Below are 22,608 nucleotides of genomic sequence, written 5' to 3'. Positions count from 1 at the left end.
AGCGTTTCGTCGCAACCACACACCCGCCCTCGCGTACGGCCACGCACCTGCCCACGCACCCGTCCACCCATGTGAATGCAGCTCACAGACACGGAGATAACGCGCATGTCAGTGTCCCCGCCGCCCCCCGGGCCCCGCACGATCCTGCTCACCGGCGCCGCCGGCGGACTCGGCACCCTGATGCGGGAACTGCTGCCCGAGCACGGCTACGAGCTGCGGCTGCTCGACGTGCGGCCCATCCCGGACGCGCCGGACGCGATCGTCGCCGACCTGAACGACACGGAGGCGCTGCGCGAGGCGGTACGCGGCGTCGACGGCGTGCTGCACCTGGCCGGCATCTCCCTGGAGTCGACCTTCGACAAGATCCTCGAGTCGAACATCAAGGGCACCTACCACCTCTACGAGGCCGTGCGCGCCGAGGGCGAGAGCCGCGCGGACGGCGTCGCCCCCCGGATCGTCTTCGCGTCGTCCAACCACGCGGTCGGCTTCACTCCGCGCCCGCGCACGGAGGACGGTGCTCCCCTGGTCCCCGTCGAGACGCTGCGCCGCCCGGACACCTACTACGGCCTGTCGAAGTCGTTCGGCGAGGACCTCGCACAGTTCTACTGGGACAAATTCGGCCAGGAGACCGTGTCGGTACGCATCGGATCCTGCTTCAAGGAGCCGACCGACGTGCGCATGATGTCGGTGTGGATGAGCCCGGCGGACGGGGCGCGCCTCTTCCACGCGGCGCTGAGCGCCGAGAACGTCGGGCACACCGTCGTCTACGGCTCCTCCGCCAACACCCGGCTGTGGTGGGACCTGACCAGCGCCCGCGCCCTCGGCTACGAGCCGCAGGACGACTCCGAGGAGTATGCGGAGAACCTGCTCGCCGAGTTCGGCCCGCTCTCCGACGAGAACCCGGCGCACCTGTACATGGGCGGCCGCTTCATCAACGACCCCCCGATCTGGCCGTACTGACCGGCCGATTTTCGCGGCGGGCGGGCACCGAACGGGCCCGCCCGCTGTCTTGTTCGGGCATCCGCGGCGCCCGAACCCACACCCTCCACCGCTCCCCCGCAGGTCCGCGGCGGACAGCCGTCTCTCCGAACGGACCGAGACGGGCAGCATCATGTCCGCAACAGGCCTGGTCACCGTCGGCCGACGCCGGTAGAACTTCCGGTGCGGGCATTTCCGGGCCCGAACGGGCAACGGAGCTCTTCCAGGGAGGCGGGTCGGCATGAGCGCGGAGGAACGGCAGCGGGAGATCGTGCGCACGGCACGCCGCACCGGGTCCGTCGACGTCACGCAGCTCGCCGTCGAGCTGGGTGTCGCCAAGGAGACCGTCCGCCGCGATCTGCGCGCCCTGGAGGACCACGGTCTGGTCCGGCGGACACACGGCGGGGCGTATCCGGTGGAGAGCGCCGGGTTCGAGACGACCCTCGCCTTCCGTACGACGATGCATGTGCCGGAGAAGCGGCGGATCGCCACGGCCGCCGCCGAACTGCTCGGGGACGCCGAGACCGTCTTCGTCGACGAGGGGTTCACCCCGCAGCTGATCGCCGAGGCGCTGCCCCGGGACCGGCCGCTGACCGTCGTCACCGCGTCACTGGCCACGGCCGGCGCCCTCGCCGAGGCCGACAACACCACCGTGCTGCTGCTCGGCGGCCGGGTGCGGGCGGGCACGCTCGCCACCGTCGACCACTGGACGACGAAGATGCTGGCCGGCTTCGTCATCGACCTCGCCTACATCGGCGCGAACGGCATCTCCCGCGACCACGGCCTGACCACCCCCGATCCCGCGGTCAGCGAAGTGAAGGCGCAGGCCATCAGGGCCGCACGGCGCACCGTCTTCGCGGGCGTGCACACCAAGTTCGGCGCCGTCAGCTTCTGCCGGTTCGCCCCGGTGGGCGCGCTGGAGGCGATCGTCACGGGCAGCCAGCTGCCCTCGTCCGAGGCACACCGGTACTCGCTGATGGGCCCGCAGGTCATCCGCGTCTGACACCCCCGGCACCACACCAACCCCCCACCCGCGTACGACACTCCCGCACCGCCAACCCCACGCACCGCCAACCCCACGCACCACCCGTCGGGCAACCACCTACCCAAGCACGCCCCTTTCGTCCCCATACGCCAAATAAGTCCAGGAGCATCCATGCGAACCCAGAGCCGACGGAGGCCGCCGGGCGCCCTGCTCGCCAGTGCCGCCGCAGGGACGCTGCTCATCCCCCTCCTGTCCGGCTGCTGGGCCGGCGCCGGCGGGCTCGGTACGGGCGGCAACGCCATCAACGTACTGATGGTCAACAACCCGCAGATGACCGAGTTGCAGAAGCTCACCGCCCGTTACTTCACCCGCGAGACCGGCATCAAGGTGAACTTCACCGTCCTGCCGGAGAACGACGTCCGCGACAAGATCAGCCAGGACTTCGCCAACCAGGCGGGCCAGTACGACGTCGCGACCCTGAGCAACTACGAGATACCGATCTACGCCCGCAACGGCTGGCTGCACGAACTGGGCCCGTACGTGAAGAAGGACCCGGGCTTCGACCAGCAGGACATCCTCGAGCCCATGCGGGAGTCGCTCACCGGCGAGGACGGCAAGCTCTACGGGGAGCCCTTCTACGGCGAGTCGTCGTTCCTGATGTACCGCAAGGACGTCTTCGCGAAGAAGGGCCTGAAGATGCCGGCGCACCCGACCTGGCAGCAGGTCGCGGACCTCGCGGCGGAGGTGGACGGCGCCGAGTCCGGCATGAAGGGCATCTGCCTGCGCGGCCTGCCCGGCTGGGGCGAGCTGATGGCGCCGCTGACGACCGTCGTGAACACCTTCGGCGGCACCTGGTTCGACAAGGACTGGACCGCGCGCCTGGACGACAAGGGCTTCAAGGACGCCACGAAGTTCTACGTGGACCTCGTCCGCGAGCACGGCGAGTCGGGCGCCGCCCAGGCCGGTTTCGCCGAGTGCCTCAACAATCTCACCCAGGGCAAGACCGCCATGTGGTACGACGCGACCTCCGCCGCGGGCTCGCTCGAATCCGCCAACTCCCCGGTCAAGGGCAAGATCGGCTACGTCTCCGCGCCCGTCGAGAAGACGGAGAACAGCGGCTGGCTCTACACCTGGGCCTGGGGCCTGCAGAAAGCCTCCCCCAACCCCGAGAAGGCCTGGAAGTTCATCTCCTGGGCGTCGGGCAAGGAGTACGAGAAGCTCGTCGGCGAGAAGGTCGGCTGGTCCGACGTCCCCGCGGGCAAGCGCGCCTCGACGTACGAGATCCCGGCGTACCGCGAAGAGGCCGCCGCCTTCGTGGACGTGACCCGCACCGCCATCGAGGGCGCCAAGCCGCGCGACCCGGGCGTGCAGGAGCGGCCCGCGCCCGGCATCCAGTTCGTCGGCATCCCCGAGTTCACCGACCTCGGCACCAAGGTCTCGCAGGAGATCAGCGCGGCCGTCGCCGGACGCCAGTCCGTCGACTCGGCCCTGAAGAAGTCCCAGAAACTCGCCTCCGAGATCGCGAAGGAGTACGAGGGCCGATGACGACACCGACCGTGGCCCCGGCCCCCGTGGCCCAGGGCCGTGCCCCCTCCTCGCGTCCCGCGCCGCAGAAGCTCCGTGCCTGGGCCACGAGAGCGCCGCTCCTGCCCGCACTCGTCTTCATGATCGTCGTGACCCAGCTGCCGTTCGTTGCCACGCTGGTGATCTCCCTCTTCGACTGGAACGCGCTGTACCCGGACGCCCGCCACTTCACCTGGTTCGGGAACTACTCCGAGGTCCTCACCGACGCCGATCTGCGCAAGTCCGTCCTGACGACCATCGTCCTGACCGTCACCGTGGTCCTGGTCAGCCTGATCGTCGGACTCGGCCTCGCGCTGCTCCTCGACCGCAAGTTCAAGGGGCGCGGTCTGGTCCGTACGCTCCTGATCGCCCCGTTCCTGGTGGTGCCGGTGGCGGCGGCCCTGCTGTGGAAGCACGTCCTGTACAACCCTGAATACGGGCTGCTCAACGGCCTGTTGCACTACGTCGGCGGCCCGCAGCCCGACTGGATCTCCAACACCCCGCTGATCGCGGTCGAGGTGGCGCTGATCTGGCAGTGGACCCCGTTCATGATGCTGATCCTGCTCGCCGGACTCCAGTCGCGCTCCCCCGAACTCATCGAGGCGGCCCGGATGGACGGCGCGAGCCCCTGGCAGGTCTTCCGCCACCTCACGCTGCCGCATCTGCGCCGCTACCTCGAACTCGGCGCGCTCCTCGGCTCGATCTACATCGTGCAGAACTTCGACGCGGTCTTCACCCTCACCTCCGGCGGCCTGGGCACCGCGAACCTGCCCTACACCGTCTACCAGAGCTTCTACCAGGCCCACGAGAACGGCCTCGCCTCCGCGGCCGGCGTCCTGGTCGTCATCGGTTCCATCATCATCGCGACCTTCGCGCTGCGCGTCGTGTCGTCCCTGTTCCGTGAGGAGGGCTCACGCTGATGACGCTCTCGACCTTCTTCAAGAGCAAGGGCCTCGGCCTCGTCGCCTGGCTGGCCGCCATCGTCTTCTTCCTGCCCATCGCGTGGATGACCCTGACGTCGTTCCACTCCGAGGAGGACGCGGCGACCAACCCGCCGTCCTTCGCCGCCTCCCTCACCCTCGACGGCTACCGCGACTTCTTCGGCGCGGGCGGCGGCGCGAGCCCCTGGCCCGCGCTCATCAACTCGACGGTGGCCTCGCTGGCCTCGACGCTCTTCGTCCTGATCCTGGCCCTGCCGGCGGCGTACGCGCTGTCGATCCGCCCGGTGAAGAAGTGGACGGACGTCCTGTTCTTCTTCCTCTCCACGAAGATGCTCCCCGTGGTGGCGGGCCTGCTGCCCATCTACCTCTTCGCGAAGAACACGGACTTCCTCGACAACATCTGGCTGCTCGTCATCCTCTACACGTCGATGAACCTGCCGATCGCGGTGTGGATGATGCACTCGTTCCTCTCGGAGGTACCGGTCGCGATCATCGAGGCGGCCCAGATCGACGGCGCGCGGCTGCCCACGGTCCTCACCCGGGTGGTGGCCCCGATCGCGCTGCCCGGCATCGCGGCGACCGCGCTGATCTGTTTCATCTTCAGCTGGAACGAACTCCTCTTCGCGCGGGTGCTCACGGGCGTCGTCGCCCAGACCGCGCCCGTCTTCCTGACCGGCTTCATCACCAGCCAGGGCCTGTTCCTGGCGAAGGTGTGCGCCGCGTCGCTCGTGATCTCCCTGCCGGTGCTCGCCGCGGGGTTCGCCGCCCAGGACAAGCTGGTCCAGGGCCTGTCGTTGGGAGCAGTGAAATGAAGGCCGCGATCGTCGAGTCAGTGGGCAAGGTCGTCGTCGGCGAGGTGCCCGACCCCACACCGGGTCCCCGGGACGTCGTCGTGGAGGTGGCGGCCTGCGGCCTGTGCGGCACGGATCTGCACATCCGGCAGGGCGAGTTCGCACCCACGCTGCCGGTGGTGCCGGGGCACGAGTTCGCGGGCACGGTGGCCGAGGTCGGCAGCGCCGTCACGGAGGTGCGGGTCGGCGACCGGGTCGCGGTCGACCCCTCGCTGCACTGTCACGAGTGCCGCTTCTGCCGCGCCGGACGCGGCAACCTCTGCGAGCGCTGGGCGGCGATCGGCGTCACCACGGCGGGCGGCGCGGCGCAGTACGCCCTTGCTCCCGTCGCCAACTGCGTCCGCCTCCCCGACCACGTACGCACCCAGGACGCGGCCCTCATCGAACCGCTGTCCTGCGCGGTACGCGGCTACGACGTCCTCCGGTCCCGCCTCGGCTCGCATGTGCTGATCTACGGCTCGGGGACCATGGGCCTGATGATGCTGGAGCTGGCCAAGCGCACCGGCGCGGCCAGCGTGGATGTCGTCGATCTGAACCCGGAGCGCCTCGCGACGGCCAAGCAGCTCGGTGTCTCGGCGTCCGCCGCGGGCCCGGACGAGCTGGACCGGCCCGAGGGCTGGGACGTGGTGATCGACGCGACGGGCAACGCGGCGGCGATCCAGGACGGCCTCGGCCGCGTCGCCAAGGCGGGCACGTTCCTCCAGTTCGGCGTCGCGGACTACGCGACCCGGGTGGAGATCGACCCGTACCGCATCTACAACCAGGAGATCACCATCACGGGCTCGATGGCGGTCCTGCACAGCTACGAGCGGGCGGCGGAACTGTTCGCGGGCGGGGTCCTCGACCCGGACGTCTTCATCAGCGACCGGCTGCCGCTCGACCAGTACCCGCAGGCGCTCGACCAGTTCGCGTCCGGCGTGGGCCGCAAGATCGTGGTCGTGCCGTAAGAACCTGTGTCATCGCCCCTGGGCGAGCCGTAAATCGGTGCCGGGTGCGGCACGGTCGGGCTACTCTCCCGACCGTGCCGAGACCCCAGGGATTCACCTATACCGAACGCGCCGACGGCAGCGTCACGATCAGCCACGCGGGACGTGACGCGGGTGTGCTGCGCGGTGCGCGGGCGGAGCAATTCCTGGCCGAAGTGACGTCAGGGGACGCCCAGTTGGTCATGGCCCGCTGGACCGGCAACTACCGCCGGGGCAACGAACGCCAGGCCCGCTCCCACCCGCGCAACCAGCGCTGACAGAGCTCCGTCAGAGCGCCTGGGCCGCCGGCTTGACCATGCCGCGCACCGTGCGGGACTTCACGAAGTCGCCCATCGCCGTCATCTCCCACTCGCCGGAGAACTGCTTGATGAGCTTGGCCATCATCACGCCGGTCTGCGCCTCCGCGCTCGTCAGGTCGAAGCGGACCAGCTCCTCACCGGTCGCGGCGTCGAGCAGCCGGCAGTACGCCTTGGCGACGTCGGTGAACTTCTGGCCCGAGAACGAGTTCACCGTGAAGACCAGGCCCGTGACGTCCTGCGGCAGGCGGCCCAGGTCGACGACGATCACCTCGTCGTCGCCGGCGCCCTCACCCGTGAGGTTGTCACCGGAGTGCTTGATCGCGCCGTTCACGATGGAGAGCTTGCCGAAGTAGCAGCTGTCCACGTGGTTGCGCTGCGGGCCGTACGCGATGACCGACGCGTCCAGGTCGATGTCCTTGCCGCGGAACGCGGGCTCCCAGCCGAGGCCCATCTTGACCTGGCTCAGCAGCGGCTTGCCGCCCTTGACCAGCGACACCGTCTGGTTCTTCTGGAGGGAGACGCGGCCCTTGTCCAGGTTGATCTTCCCCGAGCCGGGCGCGGGAGCGGCGGGCGCGGCGGCCGGGGCCGCGGCGGGCGGCGGGGGCGGGGCGATGCGCGGGTCGACCGGCGGGGTGGTCGGCGCGGGCATGGCGGCGGCGGGACTGGCGGCCGGAGCCGCGACGGGCGGGGCGACAGGGGCCGCGGGCGCGGCCGGTTCCTCGACCGATACGCCGAAGTCGGTGGCGATACCGGCGAGCCCGTCGGCGTAACCCTGGCCGACGGCGCGGGCCTTCCACGCCCCGTTGCGCAAGTAGACCTCGATGACGACCAGTGCCGTCTCCGCGCCGAGCTGCGGCGGCGTGAACGTGGCCAGGACCGCGCCGTCGTCCGCGCTGCGGACCGTGGCCGTCGGCTCGATGCCCTGGAACGTCTGGCCCGCGGCGTCGGGGCTCGCGGTGACGACGATCTTCTCGATGCCCGGCGGGACGGCGGCCGTGTCCACCGTGATCGAGTCGGGGCTCGTGCCGCCGCCCGAGGTGTACGTGACACCGGGGCCCGCGGGCTGGTTGTAGAAGATGAAGTCGTCGTCCGAGCGCACCTTGCCGTCGGCGGTGAGCAGCAGGCCCGACACGTCGAGCCGCACGGGGGCCGAGACGTCCACCGCGACACGCTGGGCCGTGAGCGGGATGTTCGAACCTGGGGTCATAGCTGTCATGCCAGGGGTAACGAGCGGGTCCGCTTTACCGTTCCCTTACCCAGGACTTTTTCTTCCGGGCCCCGCTGACGGCGCCACCGTCAGAGCGACGCGCAATGCGAGAGTTTCCGGCGTGAACCTGCACAAAAGCTCTCATCATGGAACTCCGCCGGACGATCCCACCACCGCCGAGGGGGTCTCCGACGCGGGCGACCTCGGCTACAGCAAGGCCCTCAAGCCACGCCACATCAGCATGATCGCGATCGGCGGCGCGATCGGCACGGGGCTCTTCCTCGGCGCGGGCGGAAACCTCGCCAAGGCCGGCCCCGCGCTGGCGATCGCGTACGCGGTGTGCGGTGTGTTCGCGTTCTTCGTGGTGCGGGCCCTCGGCGAACTCGTGGTGCACCGCCCGTCGTCGGGCTCGTTCGTGAGCTATGCCCGCGAGTTCCTGGGCGAGCAGGGCGCCTACGTCGCGGGCTGGATGTACGTACTGAACTGGGCGACCACCGGGATGGCCGACATCACGGCGATCGCGCTGTACGTGCACTACTGGTCGATGTTCACGTCGGTCCCGCAGTGGGTGCTGGCGGCGATCGCGCTGGCGATCGTGCTCACCGTGAACCTGATCTCCGTGAAGAGCTTCGGCGAGATGGAGTTCTGGTTCGCCATCGTCAAGGTCACCGCGATCGTGGTGTTCCTGCTGATCGGCATCTTCTTCCTCGCCTCGCGCAAGGAGATCGCGGACCACGCGGCGGGTCTCTCGCTCATCGGTGATCACGGGGGCTGGTTCCCGATGGGTGTGCTGCCCGTCGTCCTCATCACGCAGACGGTGATCTTCGCGTACTCGGCCGTCGAGATGGTCGGGGTGACGGCGGGCGAGACGGAGGATCCGGCGACGGTCGTGCCGAAGGCCGTGAACTCGATCATGTGGCGGGTGGGCATCTTCTACGTCGGCTCGGTCGTGATGCTGACGCTGCTGCTGCCGTGGACGGCGTACTCGGCCGGCGAGAGCCCGTTCGTGACGGTCCTGTCGAAGATCGGGGTGCCGGCGGCGGGCGGCATCATGAACCTGGTCGTGCTCACGGCCGCGATGTCGTCCCTCAACTCCGGCCTCTACACGACCGGCCGCATCCTGCGCTCGATGGCGATGGCCGGTTCGGCACCGTCCTTCACCGCGCGGATGAGCCGCAGCCATGTCCCGTACGCGGGCATCCTGCTGACGGCGACGGTGGCGCTGCTCGGCGTCGCGCTGAACGCGTGGCTGCCCGAGGACGCGTTCGGGATCGTCACCAACGTCGCCTCGCTCGGCGTCATCTCCACCTGGTGCATGATCATGATCTGCCATCTGGTCTTCGTCCGGCGGGCGAAGCAGGGGCTCGTGCGGCGGCCCGCGTTCCGGCTGTGGGCCTCGCCGTGGATCGAGCTGACGACGATCGCGTTCCTGCTCGCGGTGCTCGTGATGATGTGGTTCGACACGGACGGCGCGGGCCGCGACACGGTGCTGCTGCTGATCCCGATCGCGCTCGCCCTGACGGGCGGCTGGTTCGCGGTACGGCGACGGGTCCACCGGATCGCCGCCGAACAGGAGGCGCCCCCGGTGGACCCGCTGGGCTGAGAGATCAGCGCTGGCGCTTCCAGGGGCCGGTGATCGCCAGCATGATGCCGGGCGTCTGGATGTTGGCGTACAGGGTGCGCCCGTCAGGGGAGAACGTGACGCCGGTGAACTCGCTGTACTCCGGGTCCTCCTCGGTGCCGATGTTCAGCTCGTTGCGCGCGATCGGGTACGTGTTGCCACGCTCGGTGGCGCCGAACAGGTGCTGGACGCCCTCGCCGTCCTCGGCGATGACCAGACCGCCGTACGGGGAGACGGTGATGTTGTCCGGACCGTCGAAGGCGCCGTCGACGGACGGGTCCGGGTTGACGCCGAGCAGCACCTTCAGCGTGATCGTGCGGCGCTTCGGGTCGTAGAACCAGACCTGGCCGTCGTGGGCGACGGGGCTCTCGTCACGGGCGAACGAGGCGACGACGTAGGCGCCGCCGTCCGCCCACCACATGCCCTCCAGCTTGCGGGCGCGGGTGATCTCGCCGTCCTTGAACTGCTTGCGGGTGGAGACCGTCTTGGCGTCGCGGTCGGGGACGTCGACCCAGTCCACGCCGTAGACCGTGCCGGTCTTCGTGGCGCGCGACAGGTCGTCGACGAAGCGGCCGCCGGAGTCGAAGCACTTGAAGGCCTGGAGCACACCCGCGTCGTCGGCGAGGGTGCGCAGCTTGCCGCGGCCGTGGTGGAAGCCGTGCGGCGGCACCCAGCGGTAGAGCAGGCCGTTGGGGCCCGAGGCGTCCTCGGTGAGGTACGCGTGGCCGCGCTTGGGGTCGATGACGACCGCCTCGTGCGCGTACCGGCCGAACGCCTTGATCGGCTTCGGGGAGCGGTTGGCGCGGCTGTCGGCGGGGTCGACCTCGAAGACGTAGCCGTGGTCCTTGGTGAAGCCGTTCTTGCCGGCCTTGTCCTCGGTCTCCTCGCAGGTCAGCCAGGTGTGCCAAGGGGTGGAGCCGCCCGCGCAGTTGGTGGCGGTGCCCGCGATGCCGACCCACTCGGCGACCTCGCCGCCGCGGCGGACCTCGACGACCGTGCAGCCGCCGGCCGCCATCGGGTCGTAGACCAGGCCCTCGGTGAGCGGCACCGGGTGCGGCCAGGAGGCGCGGGCGCCCGCCAGCTCGTGGTTGTTGACGAGGAGGGTGGCGCCGCGCGGGCCGTCGAAGGTGGCGGTGCCGTCGTGGTTGGACGGCGTGAACTCGCCGGACTCCAGCTTGGTCTTCCCGCAGTACGTGATGATCTTGTACGAGAAGCCGGCGGGCAGCGCGAGGATGCCCTTGGGGTCGGAGCGCAGCGGACCGTAGCCGGCGCCGTGATGGCCGTGGCCGTGACCATGGCCCTTGCCGGCCAGGGCGGCGTCGTCGGCGTCGTCCGTGGCGGCGAGCGCGCCCGGCGCCGTGGCGAGGGCGCCGACGGACCCGGCCAGAGCGACGCCCGCGCCGGTGGCCGCGGAACGTACGGCGAAGTCCCTGCGAGTGAGTGACATGGTGGCTGTCTCCTGCTGACGGTGAACGGGGGCGGGGCCGGGTGGGGTCGCGGACCCTGTTTCCGGCCACACGCTCCCGCCTGTGCCTGAACGGCGGTTGAACACCGTCCTACGTCCAGGGGCCCGCTTCCAAGACTTCCGTGAACCTCCGGGTGGCGGGAAGAATCTTCGTAAAGAAGGTCAACAAGCACATATCACGGCCGATCCCAAGATTTCACGCGGAACGCCTTGACCACCCTGCTCAGCGGCAATAGACAGGCGGTACCTGCATCACTGCATCACCCGCCTAGGGGGTGGCGAGCCCAGTGGACGCACGTCAGGCACGCGATCTCCATGAGGGCCGGCTGTTGAAGCTGGCCCATGTCACCGGAGTCGGTACCGGCAGGGACGAGCACTCGGGCGCGGACGTGATCGTCGTCTTCGTCACCCGGAAGGTGCCCCGCGACCGGCTCGGTGCGCACGACGTGGTTCCCGACGAACTCGACGGGGTGCCGGTGCGCGTCCTCGCGATCGGCGCCGTCCACGCTCAGGACGGAGCGGACGGCGAGTCGTAGGGACCTCGTACTCAGGCGAAAGTCAGGGGAAGAGGTGGTCCGGCGTGAACCAGCCCGAATTGATGCGAGGACCCGCGGGCGGTCAGCTCAGCGACAGCTCCCGCCAGCAGGCGACCGGTGACTTCCTGCGGCGCGAGGCGCCGCTGGCCAACGTGGTCGGCTTCGGCCACGGCGTGAAGTGGAGCGACGGGCAGCCCACGGGCGAGCCCGCCGTCCTGGTCTTCGTGACCCAGAAACTGCCCGAATCGATGCTGCCCGAACGCGATGTGATCCCGCGGCAGATGGACGACGGCACCCCCACCGACATCGTGGCCGTCGGCCAGATCTCCGCCCAGCGCCGCCAGCTCAGGCCGGCCGGCGCGCGCACCGAGGAAGGCGTCGGCTACGGGCCCGACGGCGGCGTCACCCAGCAGTTCGCCGGGTTCGGCCGGCCCCGGCTCGAGGAGATCGGCGGACTCGGCACGTTCGAGCCGCAGGTCCTCGTCCGCCGGATGCGGCCCGCCCCTTCCGGCTTCTCGGTCGGCAACGTGGCCGTCACCGCCGGCACCCTCGGCAGCGTGGTCTACGACTTCCTGCCGGGCGCGACGGTGGACCCGCCGGGCCCCGGGCTCGGCACCCCGGCGAAGTTCTACGTCCTCTCCAACAACCACGTCCTCGCCGACTCCAACCGGGCCCAGCTGGGCAGCCCCATCGTGCAGCCCGGCCGCTTCGACGGCGGCACGGACCCCGCGGACCGCATCGCGGTGCTGTCCCGGTTCATCACCATCCAGTTCGCTCCGCAGACGCCGCTCGAGCAGCAGAACAACGTGGTCGACTGCGCCCTCGGCGAAGTCCAGTTCGAGGACGCCACCCGTGAGCAGTACTTCAGCGGCGCTCCGCGCGCCTGGCGCCGCAAGGCGAACGTCGCGGTCGGCGACCTCGTGAAGAAGACGGGCCGCACGACGAACATCTCCTTCGGCCGGATCATGGCCGTCGACGCGACGGTCGACGTCAACTACGGCACGGCCGGCACGGCCCGGTTCAAGGACCAGATCGTGACCACGAGCATGTCGGCCGGCGGCGACTCGGGGTCCCTGGTGACCTCGCTCGACAACGTGGCGGTGGGTCTGCTGTACGCCGGTTCGCCGCAGGTCACCATCCTCAACCACATCGAGAACGTACGCGCGTTGCTGCGCGTCGAGATCTCCGAACAGCTCGCCTGACACCCGAATCCCGAAGGGAGGCCGGTCCATGACGACTCAGGCACGCAAGCAGAAGGGCCAGTCCCGCGGCGAGCACCGCTTCCACAATCCGCAGGGCGCGGAGGTCAAGACGCGGGACGAGGCGTTCGCCGCGCAGCAGGACGTGTCCGCGGAGGCGGTCACGGTCGAGTGCAAGCTCCAGCTCAACAACGGCGCGGTCACCTTCGCCATCACGGCGAAGGTCAACCCGAACACGCACCCCTACGTGGTGACCGGCGGGCAGATCACGTCCGGTATCTGCGGCGCCCCGTGGGACATCACGGGCGGCTTCATCGGCGACACGCTCCGCCTCGACGCGAAGCGCTCGGGCCAGGGGTCCTGCGCCAACACCATCACCGTGGTCGGCGAGTACCAGAACCCTCCGGCGTACCGGGGCACGTACGGGTTCGACGGAGCGAGCTCGTCGTTCAAGCACACGACGCGGTATCTCTGTTAGGGGGTGGGGAGTGGGCCGGTGAGGATCGAGGTGGCCCTCACCGGGCCCCGCCCCGAAAGGGGCGCGGGGAACTGCGCGCTCAGCCCGCACCGGTCCGCAGACGCGTCTGCCTCGCGAGGTGTCACGGCGCGTGCGGCTGGTACGTGGCTGGTCGCGCAGTTCCCCGCGCCCCAGGGGGCGGGGTATCACTGAAACCCGCTCAACCGGCGGAGGCCGACCTCGCTTTGAAAGCCGCCTTACGGGCCTCTTTGGCCACCTTCTTGTCCGGGTGGAGGCGGCCCATCGCCTCCAGGACATCGGCCGTGGCGGGGTGCTCGACCCGCCACGCCGCCGAGAAGAAGCCGCTGTGCTGCGCGGCGAGGCCTTCGACCAGGGCCTGCAGCTCGTCCGAGTTGCCCTCCAGGGAGAGCTGCGCGGCGATCGTGTCGACGGTGAGCCAGAAGATCAGGTCCTCCGACGGCGCGGGTACGTCCGCAACGCCGTGCTCGGCGAGCCAGACCCGGGCGAGGCCGCCCAGCTCGGCGTCGTCGAGGACCTCGCGCAGCGCCGGTTCGGCCTCGGCGCCGACCAGCGAGAGCGCCTGCTGGCAGCGGAGCCGGCGCAGCGGCGCGCCCGCGTCGGCGCCGCGCGCAGCGGCGAGCAGCTCCCGGGCCGCATCCAGCGGTTCACGCCGCGCCAGCCACTGCTCGATCTCGGCCTGCGCGGCCGCCTGCGGGAACGTGGAGACGCCGTCGAGCAGCGTGCCCGCGCCCTTGTCGACGAGGTCACCGACGGCGGGCGCGGGCACCCCCGCCTCCAGCATCCGCGAGCGGATCCCGAACAGGCCGAGCGGGGTGAGCCGCACCATGCCGTACCGGGCGACGTCCGCCTCGGCAAGAGACTCATCGGGGCCGGCGACCGGCTCGTCGGCGTCGACCTCGGCCATCAGTGCCTCGTCGACCGGCTGGAACTCCACGAGGCCGATCGGTTCGAGCAGCCGGAACTGGTCGTCGAGCCGCATCATCGCGTCCGACACCTGCTCCAGGATGTCGTCGGTGGGCTCCCCCATGTCGTCGGGCACGATCATCGACGCGGCGAGCGCGGGCAGCGGGACGGGCCCGTCCCCGGCGCCGCCGTCGGTGACGGTCAGCAGGTACAGATTGCCGAGCACGCCCTCAAGGAACTCGGCCTCCGCCTCGGGGTCCCAGTCGAGCTCCGAGAAGTCGATCTCGCCGCTCTCCTCCAGGGCGCCCGCGAGGTCGTCGAGGTCGGGCACGGTGGCGTCGGCGAGCACCACGTCGAGGGCGCCGAGCCACAGGCCGAGCACGTCCGAGGGGCTGCCCGCGGTGAGGGTGCCGAGCTCCTCGCCGACGGCGACGGTGCCCTCCTCCTCGTCGACGACCTCGACCAGGCCGGTGTCGACGGCGATGTTCCACGCCTCGCTCGTGTGCGCGGCGCCGTCCTCGTCGCCGCTCAGTCCCAGCTCGGCCGCGGCGGCGGGCAGCTGCTCCTCGGCGAGCTCACCGCCGGCACCGACCCGGGTGTCGGGCCCGGCCCAGCGGGCGAGACGCACCGCGCGGGACAGGAGGGGGCTGGCAAGGGCGTCCCGCGCCAGCTCCGCTTCGGCGGGCAGCCGGACCGGCGGCAGGGGGGAGCTGTCTGACATCGGCTGGTTCTCCTCAGAGGCGTACGGTGCGACCGCTCAGCCTAGACGGATTTGACCCTTTGCTGCCCGGTTCATGTACCCGTCAGGTTTCGGTCGCCCGGGAGACACCCGCGAAACCTTGACAACTCCCGGGCGCAGGAAAGAGATTGACGCGCGTAGAAAGCGTAGAGCCACCTCGCGCTCCCGCCTCGTTCCGCCCTCGTCCCGGCGCTCGCCACTCGCACGTCCCCGGAGGGATCCCCTTGCCGAGCAAGTCCGCGCACCCTGTGTCCTCTGTGTTCTCTGTGTTCTCCCGCTCCCGCCTCGCCGCTCTCGCCGTCACCACCGCGTGCTGCGCCACCGGTGCCGTCGTCGTGACGTCCCCCGCGCACGCGGCCACCGTCGCCATCCACGACATCCAGGGCGCCACCCGCACGTCCCCGCTCGCCGGCCAGCAGGTCGCGGGTGTGACGGGGGTGGTGACCGGGGTCAGAACGTACGGCTCGTCCCGTGGCTTCTGGTTCCAGGACACGGCGCCCGACGACGACCCCGCCACCAGTGAGGGCGTCTTCGTCTTCACCGGCTCCGCACCGGCCGTGCAGGTGGGCGACGCGGTGACCGTCTCGGGCACGGTGTCCGAGTACGTCCCGGGCGGCGCCTCGTCCGGCAACCAGTCGCTCACCGAGATCACCAAGCCGACGGTGGCCGTGGTCTCCTCCGGCAACGAGGTGCCGGTCACGACGGTCGGCGCCAAGTCGGTCCCGGCCGCGTACACGCCCGCGGGCGACCCGGCGGCCAACGGCTCGGTCAACGGCCTGACCCTGCGGCCGAAGAAGTACGCCCTCGACTACTACGAGTCCCTGGAGGGCCAGAACATCCGGATCGGCTCCTCGCGCGTGGTCACCGCCAGCGACCCGTACGCGGAGCTGTGGGTCACGGTCAAGCCCGCCGAGAACCCGACCGCGCGGGGCGGCGCCCGGTACGGCTCGTACACCTCGCAGAACACCGGCCGCCTCCAGATCCAGTCCCTGGGCGCGGCCGCCGACTTCCCCGCGGCGAACGTCGGCGATGTCCTGTACGGCAGCACCGAGGGCCCGCTCGACTTCAGCCAGTACGGTGGATACACGCTGGTGGCACGGGAGTTTGGCACCCTGAAGCAGTCGGGACTCGCCCGTGAGACGACCCGGGCGCAGACGTCGGGCGAGCTGGCCGTGGCGACGTACAACGTCGAGAACCTCGACCCGACGGACGCCACGTTCGAGGAGCACGCGGCCGCGATCGTGGACAACCTGAAGTCGCCCGACATCGTGTCCCTGGAGGAGATCCAGGACAACAACGGCGCGAAGGACGACGGCACGGTCGCCGCCGACGTGACCCTTGGCAAGCTGATCGACGCGGTCGTCGCGGCGGGCGGTCCCCGCTACGAGTGGCGCTCCATAGACCCGGTCGACAAGCAGGACGGCGGCGAGCCCGGCGGCAACATCCGCCAGGCGTTCCTCTTCAACCCCGAGCGCGTGTCGTTCACGGACCGGGCGGGCGGCGACGCCACGACGCCCGTGGGCGTGGTCCGCAGCCACGGCAAGGCCGCGCTCACCGCATCGCCCGGCCGTATCGACCCGGCGAACGAGGCCTGGAAGAACAGCCGCAAGCCGCTCGCCGGCGAGTTCACCTTCCGCGGGAAGACCGTCTTCGTCATCGCCAACCACTTCGCGTCGAAGGGCGGTGACCAGGGCCTGACCTCGCAGTTCCAGCCCCCGGCGCGCAGCTCGGAGACGCAGCGCCACGCGCAGGCGGTGTCCGTGAACTCCTTCGTGAAGTCCGTCCTGAAGGTCCAGAAGAACGCCGACGTCATCGCGCTCGGTGACATCAACGACTTCGAGTTCTCCGGGACGGCGCAGCGCCTGGAGGACGGCGGAGCGCTCTGGTCGGCGATCAAGTCGCTGCCGCGCAGTGAGCGGTACACCTACGACTACCAGGGCAACAGCCAGGTCCTCGACCAGATCCTGATCAGCCCCTCGATCCGGAAGAAGGCCGCGTTCCGCTACGACAGCGTGCACATCAACAGCGAGTTCCACGACCAGATCAGCGACCACGACCCGCAGGTACTGCGCCTGCGTCCTTAGTCTCTCGGGTGCGGGCCGTCGCCGCCCATCGCTCTGCCGAGGCGTGACAACTGCCCCTGGAACCAGTCGAGCCGGGCCTGCAACAGGGCCGCCTCGGCGACCAGTTCCGGCATGTCGGGTGCCGGGCCCACCGGCCCGGTGCCCGGCTCGGCCCACACCGTCAGCCCGTCCCCGGCCAGCCGCGCGAACGTGTCCAGCGTCCAGCGCCGCCGGCCGCCCGCGCAGCCGCCGCACGCCGCCTCCAGGACCCGGCGCCCGTCCCGGCCCCAGCCGGCGTCGGCCAGCACGGAGGCCGTCGCGCCGCACGGGCAGGGGCCGACGGTCGCGGTCCGCACCCGCTGCCGCTCGTAGCGGAAGCCCCGCTCGAAGCGGATGTAGGAGCCGAGGACCGAGACCTCGAGCAGTACGGCCTTGCGGTACTCCGCCTGGACCAACAGGCCCGCGGCGACCCGGCGTTCGTGCACGCAGTGGAAGCCGCAGTCGCAGCGCCGGTGCGGGGCCCGGTGGCGGCGGCCGTAGACGCAGCGCGCCTCGTCGAGCACGCGGTAGGGCGCGGCCGCGCCGAGGGAGACGCCGAGGAACCCGGCGCACCCACCGTCGGCGTCGAGCACGGGGTGGGCGATCTTGTATCCGGTGGGCGGCTCCGTCGGGCGTTCGTCGGGGAGCCGGGGCCTCATCGGGCGGCCGGGACCTCGACGGGTTCCGGCAGTTCGTCGACGGTCGCCCCGATCGTCAACTCCTGGTCCTGCGGGCCTGCTTCACTCTTCCCGGCCTCGCGCGGCGCTTCTTCGGCGATCCCGGTGGCGAGTGCTTTGCCGAGCCTCATGCTGCCTCCCCTGAACGGCCTTCGGCGACGCGGTCGTCGGTCACCGGCCTCTCATGGTGGCGCATGCCGGACGTTTTGGCATCAGCGTCCGCGCCGTCGGCGACGAGCAACGCGTACTCGTCGGCCACCACCGCCTCGGCCACCGCGACCGCCCGCTCCGCCGCCCGGTCCCGCCTCACCTGCACATACGACGCCGATGACCTGCGCCGGCGGCGCCACCACGCGTCGCCCGCCGCGTAGATCCCGCTCGCGCACATCAGCAGGGGCATGGCCAGGGCGGTCGCCACGTCTCGCACCACGAACCTCTTATGAACCGGTCGACACCTTCTGTGGAGTTCATCGGAGCCCGGCCGCGCAACCTGAAGACGCCCTCTCGGCCAAAAATCGCTCAAAAGGTCCGGAAGACGCCCCCCGCTCCCCGCAACCTTCAGCGCTGCTCCGCTCGACCTCGTAGCAGATTTAAGTGGAGCTTCACGGTGGGGCCGCCGACACTGCTCCCATGAGCGACACGAACTTCGGCCGCGCCCTGTGCGCCATGGTCACGCCCTTCACCGAGGGCGGCGCCCTCGACCTGGAGGCCGCGCAGAAGCTGGCCGACCGGCTCGTCACCGAGGGCTGCGACGGCCTCGTGCTGTCCGGCACGACCGGCGAGTCCTCCACCACGACGGACGCCGAGAAGGCGGACCTGGTGCGGGCGGTGCGCGAGGCGGCCGGCGGGCGGGCGGCCGTCCTCACCGGTGTGGGCACGGCCGACACCCGGCACACGCTCGACCTCGCCCGGCAGGCCCGACAGGCGGGCGCCGACGGCCTGTTGGCGGCCCCTCCGTACTACAGCCGCCCGCCGCAGGACGCCGTCGAGGAGCACCTGCGCGCGCTGGCGGACGCGACGGACCTGCCGGTGATGCTGTACGACATCCCCGGCCGCACCGGCACCCGTATCGAGCCGGACACGATGCTGCGCCTGGCGGAGCACCCGCGCATCGTCGCCGTGAAGGACTGCGCGTACGACCTCCTCGGTACCCAGAAGGTCATGGCCGCGACGGATCTCGCGTACTACACGGGCTGCGACGAGTACGTCCTCGCGCTGTACGCCCTCGGCGGCGCCGGCTACGTCTCGACCGTGGCGAACGTGGTGCCCGGCGCCTTCCGGGCGATCATCGACGCGTTCGACGCGGGCGACACCGCCCTGGCCGCGCGCCACCAGCAACACACCATCCCACTCACGGAGTTGATGATGAGCGCGGGCCTGCCCGGCACCGTGACGGCCAAGGCGCTGCTGGCCGATCTCGGTCTGCCCGGCGGCGGCCCGGTCCGCCCGCCGCTGCGCCCCGCCGACCGGCAGGCGGTCGACGGGTTGCGAGCGGCGTACGAGGTACTGCTCTCCTAGTTGTGGCTGTGCAGCACGTCGTTGAGGCCGCCCCACACCGCGTTGTTCGGGCGGGCCTCGACGGTGCCGGTCACCGAGTTGCGGCGGAAGAGGATGTTCGAGGCTCCGGAGAGCTCGCGGGCCTTGACGATCTGGCCGTCGGGCATGGTCACGCGGGTGCCCGCGGTGACGTAGAGACCGGCCTCGACCACGCACTCGTCGCCGAGCGCGATGCCGACGCCCGCCTCGGCGCCGATCAGGCAGCGCTCGCCGATGACGATGCGGACGTTGCCGCCGCCGGACAGCGTGCCCATGGTGGAGGCGCCGCCGCCGATGTCCGAGCCGTCGCCGACGACGACGCCCGCGGAGATGCGGCCCTCGACCATCGACGTGCCGAGCGTGCCCGCGTTGAAGTTCACGAAGCCCTCGTGCATGACCGTGGTGCCCCCGGCGAGGTGCGCGCCGAGGCGGACCCGGTCGGCGTCGGCGATGCGCACGCCCTTGGGCGCGACGTAGTCGGTCATCCGCGGGAACTTGTCGACGGAGGTGACCTGGAGGTGCAGGCCCTCGGCGCGGGCGTTGAGCCGCACCTTCTCCACGTCGTCCACGGCGACCGGGCCGAGCGAGGTCCAGGCCACGTTGGTGAGGAGGCCGAAGAGGCCGTCGAGGTTCTGGCCGTGCGGGCGGACGAGACGGTGGCTGAGCAGGTGCAGTCGCAGGTACGCGTCGTGCGCGTCCAGCGGCTTGTCGTCGAGGGAGGCGATGACCGTACGTACGGCGACGATCTCCACGCCGCGGCGGGCGTCCGGGCCGATGGCCTTGGCGGCGCCTTCGCCGAGCAGCTCGACGGCCTTGTCGGCGGAGAGCTTCTCCGTGCCGGCCGGGCCGGGCTCGGCGACGAGCTCGGGCGCCGGGAACCAGGTGTCGAGAACGGTGCCGTCGGTGGTGACGGTGGCGAGGCCTGCGGCGACGGCGCCGGTGGAACGAGTAGCAGTCGTGTCGGTCATGAGGGCAACCTAACCGGCCCGGGGTCACCGAGGCCAACCAGCCTCGGCCCCGTCTCGGGCTACGGAATGAGCCGGGCCAGCATCTCCCGCGTGTACGCGGCGTCGTACTCCCCGCCGGTGAGCAGCACTTGCAGGCAGATGCCGTCCAGGAGGGCCACCAGGGCGCGGGCGGTGACCGGGTCCGTGCGTTCGGCGAGCGGGCCGGCGAGGTCCTGGCCCCATTCGGCGGCGACGGGACGCAGCGCGGGCCTGCGCAGCGCGGCGAGGTACAGCTCGTACTCCAGCTCCACGCCGGTGCGCTCGCCGCCCAGCCATTCGCCGAGCAGCCCGGCGAGCTCGTCGGCGAGGTCGCGGCGCGGGTCGTCGAAGGCACCGCGCGCCGCGACGACCTTGGCGAACCCCTCGTTGGCCTGCCGCAGCGCGGCCACCATCAGCTCGTCGAGCGTCGCGAAGTGGTACGTGGTGGAGCCCAGCGGCACATCGGCCTCGGCGGCGACGGTGCGGTGGCTGAGCCCGGCGATCCCCTTCTCCCCCACCACCCGGATCGCCGCGTCGATGATCCGCTGGCGCCGCTCGGGGTCGTAGCGCCGCGGCATCAGTGCGCCCCGCCCAGGTTCAGCAGCACGACGCCGCCGATGACGAACAGGATCCCGGCGACCTTGGCGAGGCTGAGGCCCTCACCGAGGAAGATCATGCCGATGGCGGCGATGACCGCGGTGCCGGCGCCCGCCCAGATCGCGTACGCGGTACCGATCTGGACGGTCTTCAGCGTCTGGGCGAGCAGCGCGAACGCGATCACGTATCCGGTGACGGTGATCAGCGAGGGCCAGAGCCTGCTGAACCCCTCGCTGTACTTCATGGCGGTGGTGGCGGCCACCTCCGCGGCGATGGCGCCGGCCAGCAGCACATATCCCATGCGTACGAGTGTACGTATCGTTGCGTACGCCCGTACACAAAGAGCGCGACGGGCCTACGACACCGTGAACAGGGCCGCCCGCGCCTTCTTCCACTCGTCGTGGTCCAGGTCCTTGGCCTCGGTGCCGTCGCCGTACAGATCGGCGGAGCCCGCGTCGGTGATCAGCTGGGCGCGCTGCCCGGGCACGGAGAGGTCCGGCACTGAGACGACTGCCTCCCAGCCGCCCGGATCGGTGGTGGGCAGGTCCACGTCCTTGACCGGCGCGTGCCCGGCGACGCCGTCCCAGGTGTACAGGGCGTAGGGGTCGGAGTTGTCGTCGGCGGCCCAGCTGCCGGCCAGGATCAGGTACTGGTCCGCGGCGTTCTTACGTATGTCGCGCACGGCGAGCCCGCCCAGGTCGAGCTCGATGGGGGTGCCGAACACCGGCGCCGAACCGCTCGCCAGGACCTTGTCGACGTTGGTGACGGGCACGATCAGGCCCTTGCCCCCGCCCTTCGGCGGCACGAGCGGCGCCCGGAAACCGAGGTACGCGGTGGTCGTGGAGCCGGGGGCGAACTCCAGCCCCTCCACATTGAACCCGTCGATCTGCTTGGGCGCCTGGCCGTCCCCGGTCCCGGCGGCGAACCCGTACCGGTCCCCGTTGTCCTCGTCCCAGTCGACCAGCTTGTCGCGCAGCTTCTTGTAGGCGTGCGCGTACGTCAGCTCGGTGGCGGCGCCGGAACCGCTGACCGTCGTGGTGAAGACGGTGTTGCGGTCCGCCTTGTACTCGCCGTCCTTGTTGTTGCCGAGCGAGCCCGTCCAGTAGATGAGGTTGCCGACGCGCGCGGCGCCCTCGATGTCGATCTCCTTGTCGGCGTCGACCTTCGAGGACATGTCCCAGGTCTTCACCGGCGCACCGGACACCGCGCCGTTGTAGAGGCGCAGCACATTGGACTCGTCGTCGGCCACGACGAGATAGCCGCCGCCCACGTCGACGGCGGCGGACGCGTCGGACGAACCGGTGAAGTACCGCGTGCCGGCGGCGCCGCTCACCGCTGCCGACGCGGCGTAGTGCAGCTTCGTGGTCGCCGAGGAGCCTCCGCTGCCCGTCACCTTCAGCGTCAGGTCCGTGTACCCCTGACCGCGCGCGGCGACGGACACGGTGCGGCTCGAACCCGTCCCGGTGACGCTCACGTCGGTGGTCCGGGCGACGGACGTCCTGCTGCTGGCGCTCGCGGTGACGGTGAGCGCGGCGGCGTCGGTGCCGCTCTGGGCGACCTTCACGGTGAGGGTGGGCTCACCGGTCCCGCCGACCGCTCCGCTGAGGTAGGCGGCCGACAGCGAGATCGTCGGTGTGGCCGAGGCGGCGGCGCTCGCCGGGAGGCCGGCGGCCAGCGTGAGCAGGCCACTGGTGGCGGCGGCGACGCTCGCGCGGCGTATGCGGGTGCGCGGGGCGGGATGCGGCACGGGGGCTCCTTCGTCGACCTGATGTCGACGGAAGGTTCCGCTCCGTACGCCAACGGCGGGCGTCTACTTTGCGTACAGGGGTCGAACAGCGCCGGTAGAGGCGCGGGGCTGTATCGATGTGCGGCTCCGCCGCGTGGGCGCGAGCAACCACGACGGAGCGGCGCCCGGCAACGAAACGTGTGAGGGCAGAC

The 22,608-nt window shown here is 70.8% G+C and carries 23 protein-coding genes; 13 read left to right on the top strand and 10 right to left on the bottom strand.

Annotated elements, in window-relative coordinates; genetic code table 11:
- The first annotated feature begins 105 nt into the window (after positions 1–105).
- The 7 genes from ABD366_RS01425 to ABD366_RS01395 all read left to right on the top strand — a co-directional run bounded on the left by ABD366_RS01425 (position 106) and on the right by ABD366_RS01395 (position 6,561).
- Positions 106–960, top strand: a complete 855-nt coding sequence (locus ABD366_RS01425) for an NAD-dependent epimerase/dehydratase family protein (protein ID WP_324777185.1) — start codon at positions 106–108, stop codon at positions 958–960.
- Between the two features lie 259 nt (positions 961–1,219).
- Entirely contained in the window at positions 1,220–1,981 is a 762-nt protein-coding gene (locus ABD366_RS01420; protein WP_324777183.1) for a DeoR/GlpR family DNA-binding transcription regulator, read from the top strand.
- 153 nt (positions 1,982–2,134) lie between these two features.
- Entirely contained in the window at positions 2,135–3,508 is a 1,374-nt protein-coding gene (locus ABD366_RS01415) for an ABC transporter substrate-binding protein (protein WP_324777181.1), read from the top strand.
- Positions 3,505–4,446 carry a carbohydrate ABC transporter permease gene (locus ABD366_RS01410; protein ID WP_324777179.1) on the top strand — a complete coding sequence of 314 codons (942 nt, stop codon included), beginning with the start codon at positions 3,505–3,507 and terminating at the stop codon, positions 4,444–4,446. The genes ABD366_RS01415 and ABD366_RS01410 overlap by 4 nt, the downstream gene beginning before the upstream one ends.
- A complete protein-coding gene (locus ABD366_RS01405; protein WP_324777177.1) occupies positions 4,446–5,279 on the top strand; it encodes a carbohydrate ABC transporter permease in 834 nt (277 codons plus the stop codon). Before ABD366_RS01410 ends, ABD366_RS01405 begins: the two co-directional genes overlap by 1 nt.
- Positions 5,276–6,265 carry a zinc-dependent alcohol dehydrogenase family protein gene (locus ABD366_RS01400; protein WP_324777175.1) on the top strand — a complete coding sequence of 330 codons (990 nt, stop codon included), beginning with the start codon at positions 5,276–5,278 and terminating at the stop codon, positions 6,263–6,265. Before ABD366_RS01405 ends, ABD366_RS01400 begins: the two co-directional genes overlap by 4 nt.
- A gap of 74 nt (positions 6,266–6,339) precedes the next feature.
- Positions 6,340–6,561, top strand: a complete 222-nt coding sequence (locus tag ABD366_RS01395) for a hypothetical protein (protein WP_324777174.1) — start codon at positions 6,340–6,342, stop codon at positions 6,559–6,561.
- 10 nt (positions 6,562–6,571) lie between these two features.
- Here ABD366_RS01395 and ABD366_RS01390 read toward each other — a convergent pair whose 3' ends face one another.
- The gene (locus ABD366_RS01390; protein WP_344440895.1) at positions 6,572–7,810 is read right to left on the bottom strand and encodes a TerD family protein; all 1,239 of its coding nucleotides are present in this window, start codon (positions 7,808–7,810) and stop codon (positions 6,572–6,574) included.
- A gap of 127 nt (positions 7,811–7,937) precedes the next feature.
- On the opposite strand from ABD366_RS01390, the gene ABD366_RS01385 reads away from it, so the two are divergent.
- Positions 7,938–9,413: an amino acid permease gene (locus tag ABD366_RS01385; protein ID WP_324775537.1), complete on the top strand. Its 1,476-nt coding sequence runs from the start codon at positions 7,938–7,940 to the stop codon at positions 9,411–9,413.
- Between the two features lie 4 nt (positions 9,414–9,417).
- On the opposite strand, the gene ABD366_RS01380 is transcribed toward ABD366_RS01385, so the two are convergent.
- On the bottom strand, positions 9,418–10,878 hold the full coding sequence (locus tag ABD366_RS01380; protein ID WP_324775460.1) for an alkaline phosphatase PhoX: 1,461 nt from the start codon (positions 10,876–10,878) through the stop codon (positions 9,418–9,420).
- A 305-nt stretch (positions 10,879–11,183) separates the two neighbouring features.
- Here ABD366_RS01380 and ABD366_RS01375 point away from each other — a divergent pair, with 305 nt between their 5' ends.
- The 3 genes from ABD366_RS01375 (at position 11,184) to ABD366_RS01365 (ending at position 13,109) form a co-directional block, all read left to right on the top strand.
- Positions 11,184–11,432, top strand: coding sequence for a hypothetical protein (locus ABD366_RS01375; protein ID WP_324775462.1), 249 nt, complete (start codon positions 11,184–11,186; stop codon positions 11,430–11,432).
- 62 nt (positions 11,433–11,494) lie between these two features.
- On the top strand, positions 11,495–12,634 hold the full coding sequence (locus ABD366_RS01370; protein ID WP_411293870.1) for a chymotrypsin family serine protease: 1,140 nt from the start codon (positions 11,495–11,497) through the stop codon (positions 12,632–12,634).
- Between the two features lie 28 nt (positions 12,635–12,662).
- Positions 12,663–13,109 carry a hypothetical protein gene (locus tag ABD366_RS01365; protein ID WP_324775466.1) on the top strand — a complete coding sequence of 149 codons (447 nt, stop codon included), beginning with the start codon at positions 12,663–12,665 and terminating at the stop codon, positions 13,107–13,109.
- A 199-nt stretch (positions 13,110–13,308) separates the two neighbouring features.
- Here ABD366_RS01365 and ABD366_RS01360 read toward each other — a convergent pair whose 3' ends face one another.
- Positions 13,309–14,754 (bottom strand): hypothetical protein, encoded by a 1,446-nt coding sequence (locus ABD366_RS01360; RefSeq protein ID WP_324775468.1) that lies wholly within the window; start codon positions 14,752–14,754, stop codon positions 13,309–13,311.
- A 275-nt stretch (positions 14,755–15,029) separates the two neighbouring features.
- On the opposite strand from ABD366_RS01360, the gene ABD366_RS01355 reads away from it, so the two are divergent.
- Entirely contained in the window at positions 15,030–16,856 is a 1,827-nt protein-coding gene (locus tag ABD366_RS01355; protein ID WP_324775470.1) for an endonuclease/exonuclease/phosphatase family protein, read from the top strand.
- On the opposite strand, the gene ABD366_RS01350 is transcribed toward ABD366_RS01355, so the two are convergent.
- From ABD366_RS01350 to ABD366_RS01340, 3 genes are read right to left on the bottom strand one after another with little or no spacing between them, the layout of a single operon-like run.
- On the bottom strand, positions 16,853–17,533 hold the full coding sequence (locus tag ABD366_RS01350) for a hypothetical protein (protein ID WP_324775472.1): 681 nt from the start codon (positions 17,531–17,533) through the stop codon (positions 16,853–16,855). The genes ABD366_RS01355 and ABD366_RS01350 overlap by 4 nt on opposite strands.
- On the bottom strand, positions 17,530–17,682 hold the full coding sequence (locus ABD366_RS01345) for a hypothetical protein (RefSeq protein ID WP_324775474.1): 153 nt from the start codon (positions 17,680–17,682) through the stop codon (positions 17,530–17,532). Before ABD366_RS01345 ends, ABD366_RS01350 begins: the two co-directional genes overlap by 4 nt.
- On the bottom strand, positions 17,679–17,969 hold the full coding sequence (locus tag ABD366_RS01340) for a hypothetical protein (protein ID WP_324775476.1): 291 nt from the start codon (positions 17,967–17,969) through the stop codon (positions 17,679–17,681). The genes ABD366_RS01345 and ABD366_RS01340 overlap by 4 nt, the downstream gene beginning before the upstream one ends.
- 212 nt (positions 17,970–18,181) lie before the next feature.
- On the opposite strand from ABD366_RS01340, the gene dapA reads away from it, so the two are divergent.
- Positions 18,182–19,069 (top strand): 4-hydroxy-tetrahydrodipicolinate synthase, encoded by an 888-nt coding sequence (gene dapA / locus ABD366_RS01335; RefSeq protein WP_324775478.1) that lies wholly within the window; start codon positions 18,182–18,184, stop codon positions 19,067–19,069.
- On the opposite strand, the gene dapD is transcribed toward dapA, so the two are convergent.
- The 4 genes from dapD to ABD366_RS01315 are packed head-to-tail and all read right to left on the bottom strand — an operon-like array spanning position 19,066 to position 22,417.
- Positions 19,066–20,055: a 2,3,4,5-tetrahydropyridine-2,6-dicarboxylate N-succinyltransferase gene (gene dapD, locus ABD366_RS01330; RefSeq protein ID WP_324775480.1), complete on the bottom strand. Its 990-nt coding sequence runs from the start codon at positions 20,053–20,055 to the stop codon at positions 19,066–19,068. The two genes, dapA and dapD, sit on opposite strands and share 4 nt — an antisense overlap.
- Before the next feature lie 59 nt (positions 20,056–20,114).
- Positions 20,115–20,651, bottom strand: coding sequence for a TetR/AcrR family transcriptional regulator (locus ABD366_RS01325; protein WP_324775482.1), 537 nt, complete (start codon positions 20,649–20,651; stop codon positions 20,115–20,117).
- Complete coding sequence (locus tag ABD366_RS01320; RefSeq protein WP_324775484.1) at positions 20,651–20,971, bottom strand: DMT family transporter; 321 nt, start codon at positions 20,969–20,971, stop codon at positions 20,651–20,653. Before ABD366_RS01320 ends, ABD366_RS01325 begins: the two co-directional genes overlap by 1 nt.
- Before the next feature lie 54 nt (positions 20,972–21,025).
- Positions 21,026–22,417 (bottom strand): hypothetical protein, encoded by a 1,392-nt coding sequence (locus tag ABD366_RS01315; protein ID WP_324775485.1) that lies wholly within the window; start codon positions 22,415–22,417, stop codon positions 21,026–21,028.
- Between the last annotated feature and the right edge of the window lie 191 nt (positions 22,418–22,608).

It is taken from the genome of Streptomyces kunmingensis, from assembly GCF_039533535.1.
Taxonomy (GTDB): domain Bacteria; phylum Actinomycetota; class Actinomycetes; order Streptomycetales; family Streptomycetaceae; genus Streptomyces; species Streptomyces kunmingensis.
Note: the sequence above shows the minus strand (reverse complement) of the source record. Positions and strands in the feature narration are given on the sequence as shown.

Bases quoted from the DNA above. Each gene is read 5' to 3' on its own strand.
- ABD366_RS01425 (WP_324777185.1), top strand. From the start codon at position 106: ATGTCAGTGTCCCCGCCGCCCCCCGGGCCCCGCACGATCCTGCTCACC.
- ABD366_RS01420 (WP_324777183.1), top strand. From the start codon at position 1,220: ATGAGCGCGGAGGAACGGCAGCGGGAGATCGTGCGCACGGCACGCCGC.
- ABD366_RS01415 (WP_324777181.1), top strand. From the start codon at position 2,135: ATGCGAACCCAGAGCCGACGGAGGCCGCCGGGCGCCCTGCTCGCCAGT.
- ABD366_RS01410 (WP_324777179.1), top strand. From the start codon at position 3,505: ATGACGACACCGACCGTGGCCCCGGCCCCCGTGGCCCAGGGCCGTGCC.
- ABD366_RS01405 (WP_324777177.1), top strand. From the start codon at position 4,446: ATGACGCTCTCGACCTTCTTCAAGAGCAAGGGCCTCGGCCTCGTCGCC.
- ABD366_RS01400 (WP_324777175.1), top strand. From the start codon at position 5,276: ATGAAGGCCGCGATCGTCGAGTCAGTGGGCAAGGTCGTCGTCGGCGAG.
- ABD366_RS01390 (WP_344440895.1), bottom strand. From the start codon at position 7,810: ATGACCCCAGGTTCGAACATCCCGCTCACGGCCCAGCGTGTCGCGGTG.
- ABD366_RS01380 (WP_324775460.1), bottom strand. From the start codon at position 10,878: ATGTCACTCACTCGCAGGGACTTCGCCGTACGTTCCGCGGCCACCGGC.
- ABD366_RS01370 (WP_411293870.1), top strand. From the start codon at position 11,495: ATGCGAGGACCCGCGGGCGGTCAGCTCAGCGACAGCTCCCGCCAGCAG.
- ABD366_RS01365 (WP_324775466.1), top strand. From the start codon at position 12,663: ATGACGACTCAGGCACGCAAGCAGAAGGGCCAGTCCCGCGGCGAGCAC.
- ABD366_RS01360 (WP_324775468.1), bottom strand. From the start codon at position 14,754: ATGTCAGACAGCTCCCCCCTGCCGCCGGTCCGGCTGCCCGCCGAAGCG.
- ABD366_RS01350 (WP_324775472.1), bottom strand. From the start codon at position 17,533: ATGAGGCCCCGGCTCCCCGACGAACGCCCGACGGAGCCGCCCACCGGA.
- ABD366_RS01345 (WP_324775474.1), bottom strand. From the start codon at position 17,682: ATGAGGCTCGGCAAAGCACTCGCCACCGGGATCGCCGAAGAAGCGCCG.
- dapA (WP_324775478.1), top strand. From the start codon at position 18,182: ATGAGCGACACGAACTTCGGCCGCGCCCTGTGCGCCATGGTCACGCCC.
- dapD (WP_324775480.1), bottom strand. From the start codon at position 20,055: ATGACCGACACGACTGCTACTCGTTCCACCGGCGCCGTCGCCGCAGGC.
- ABD366_RS01325 (WP_324775482.1), bottom strand. From the start codon at position 20,651: ATGCCGCGGCGCTACGACCCCGAGCGGCGCCAGCGGATCATCGACGCG.
- ABD366_RS01320 (WP_324775484.1), bottom strand. From the start codon at position 20,971: ATGGGATATGTGCTGCTGGCCGGCGCCATCGCCGCGGAGGTGGCCGCC.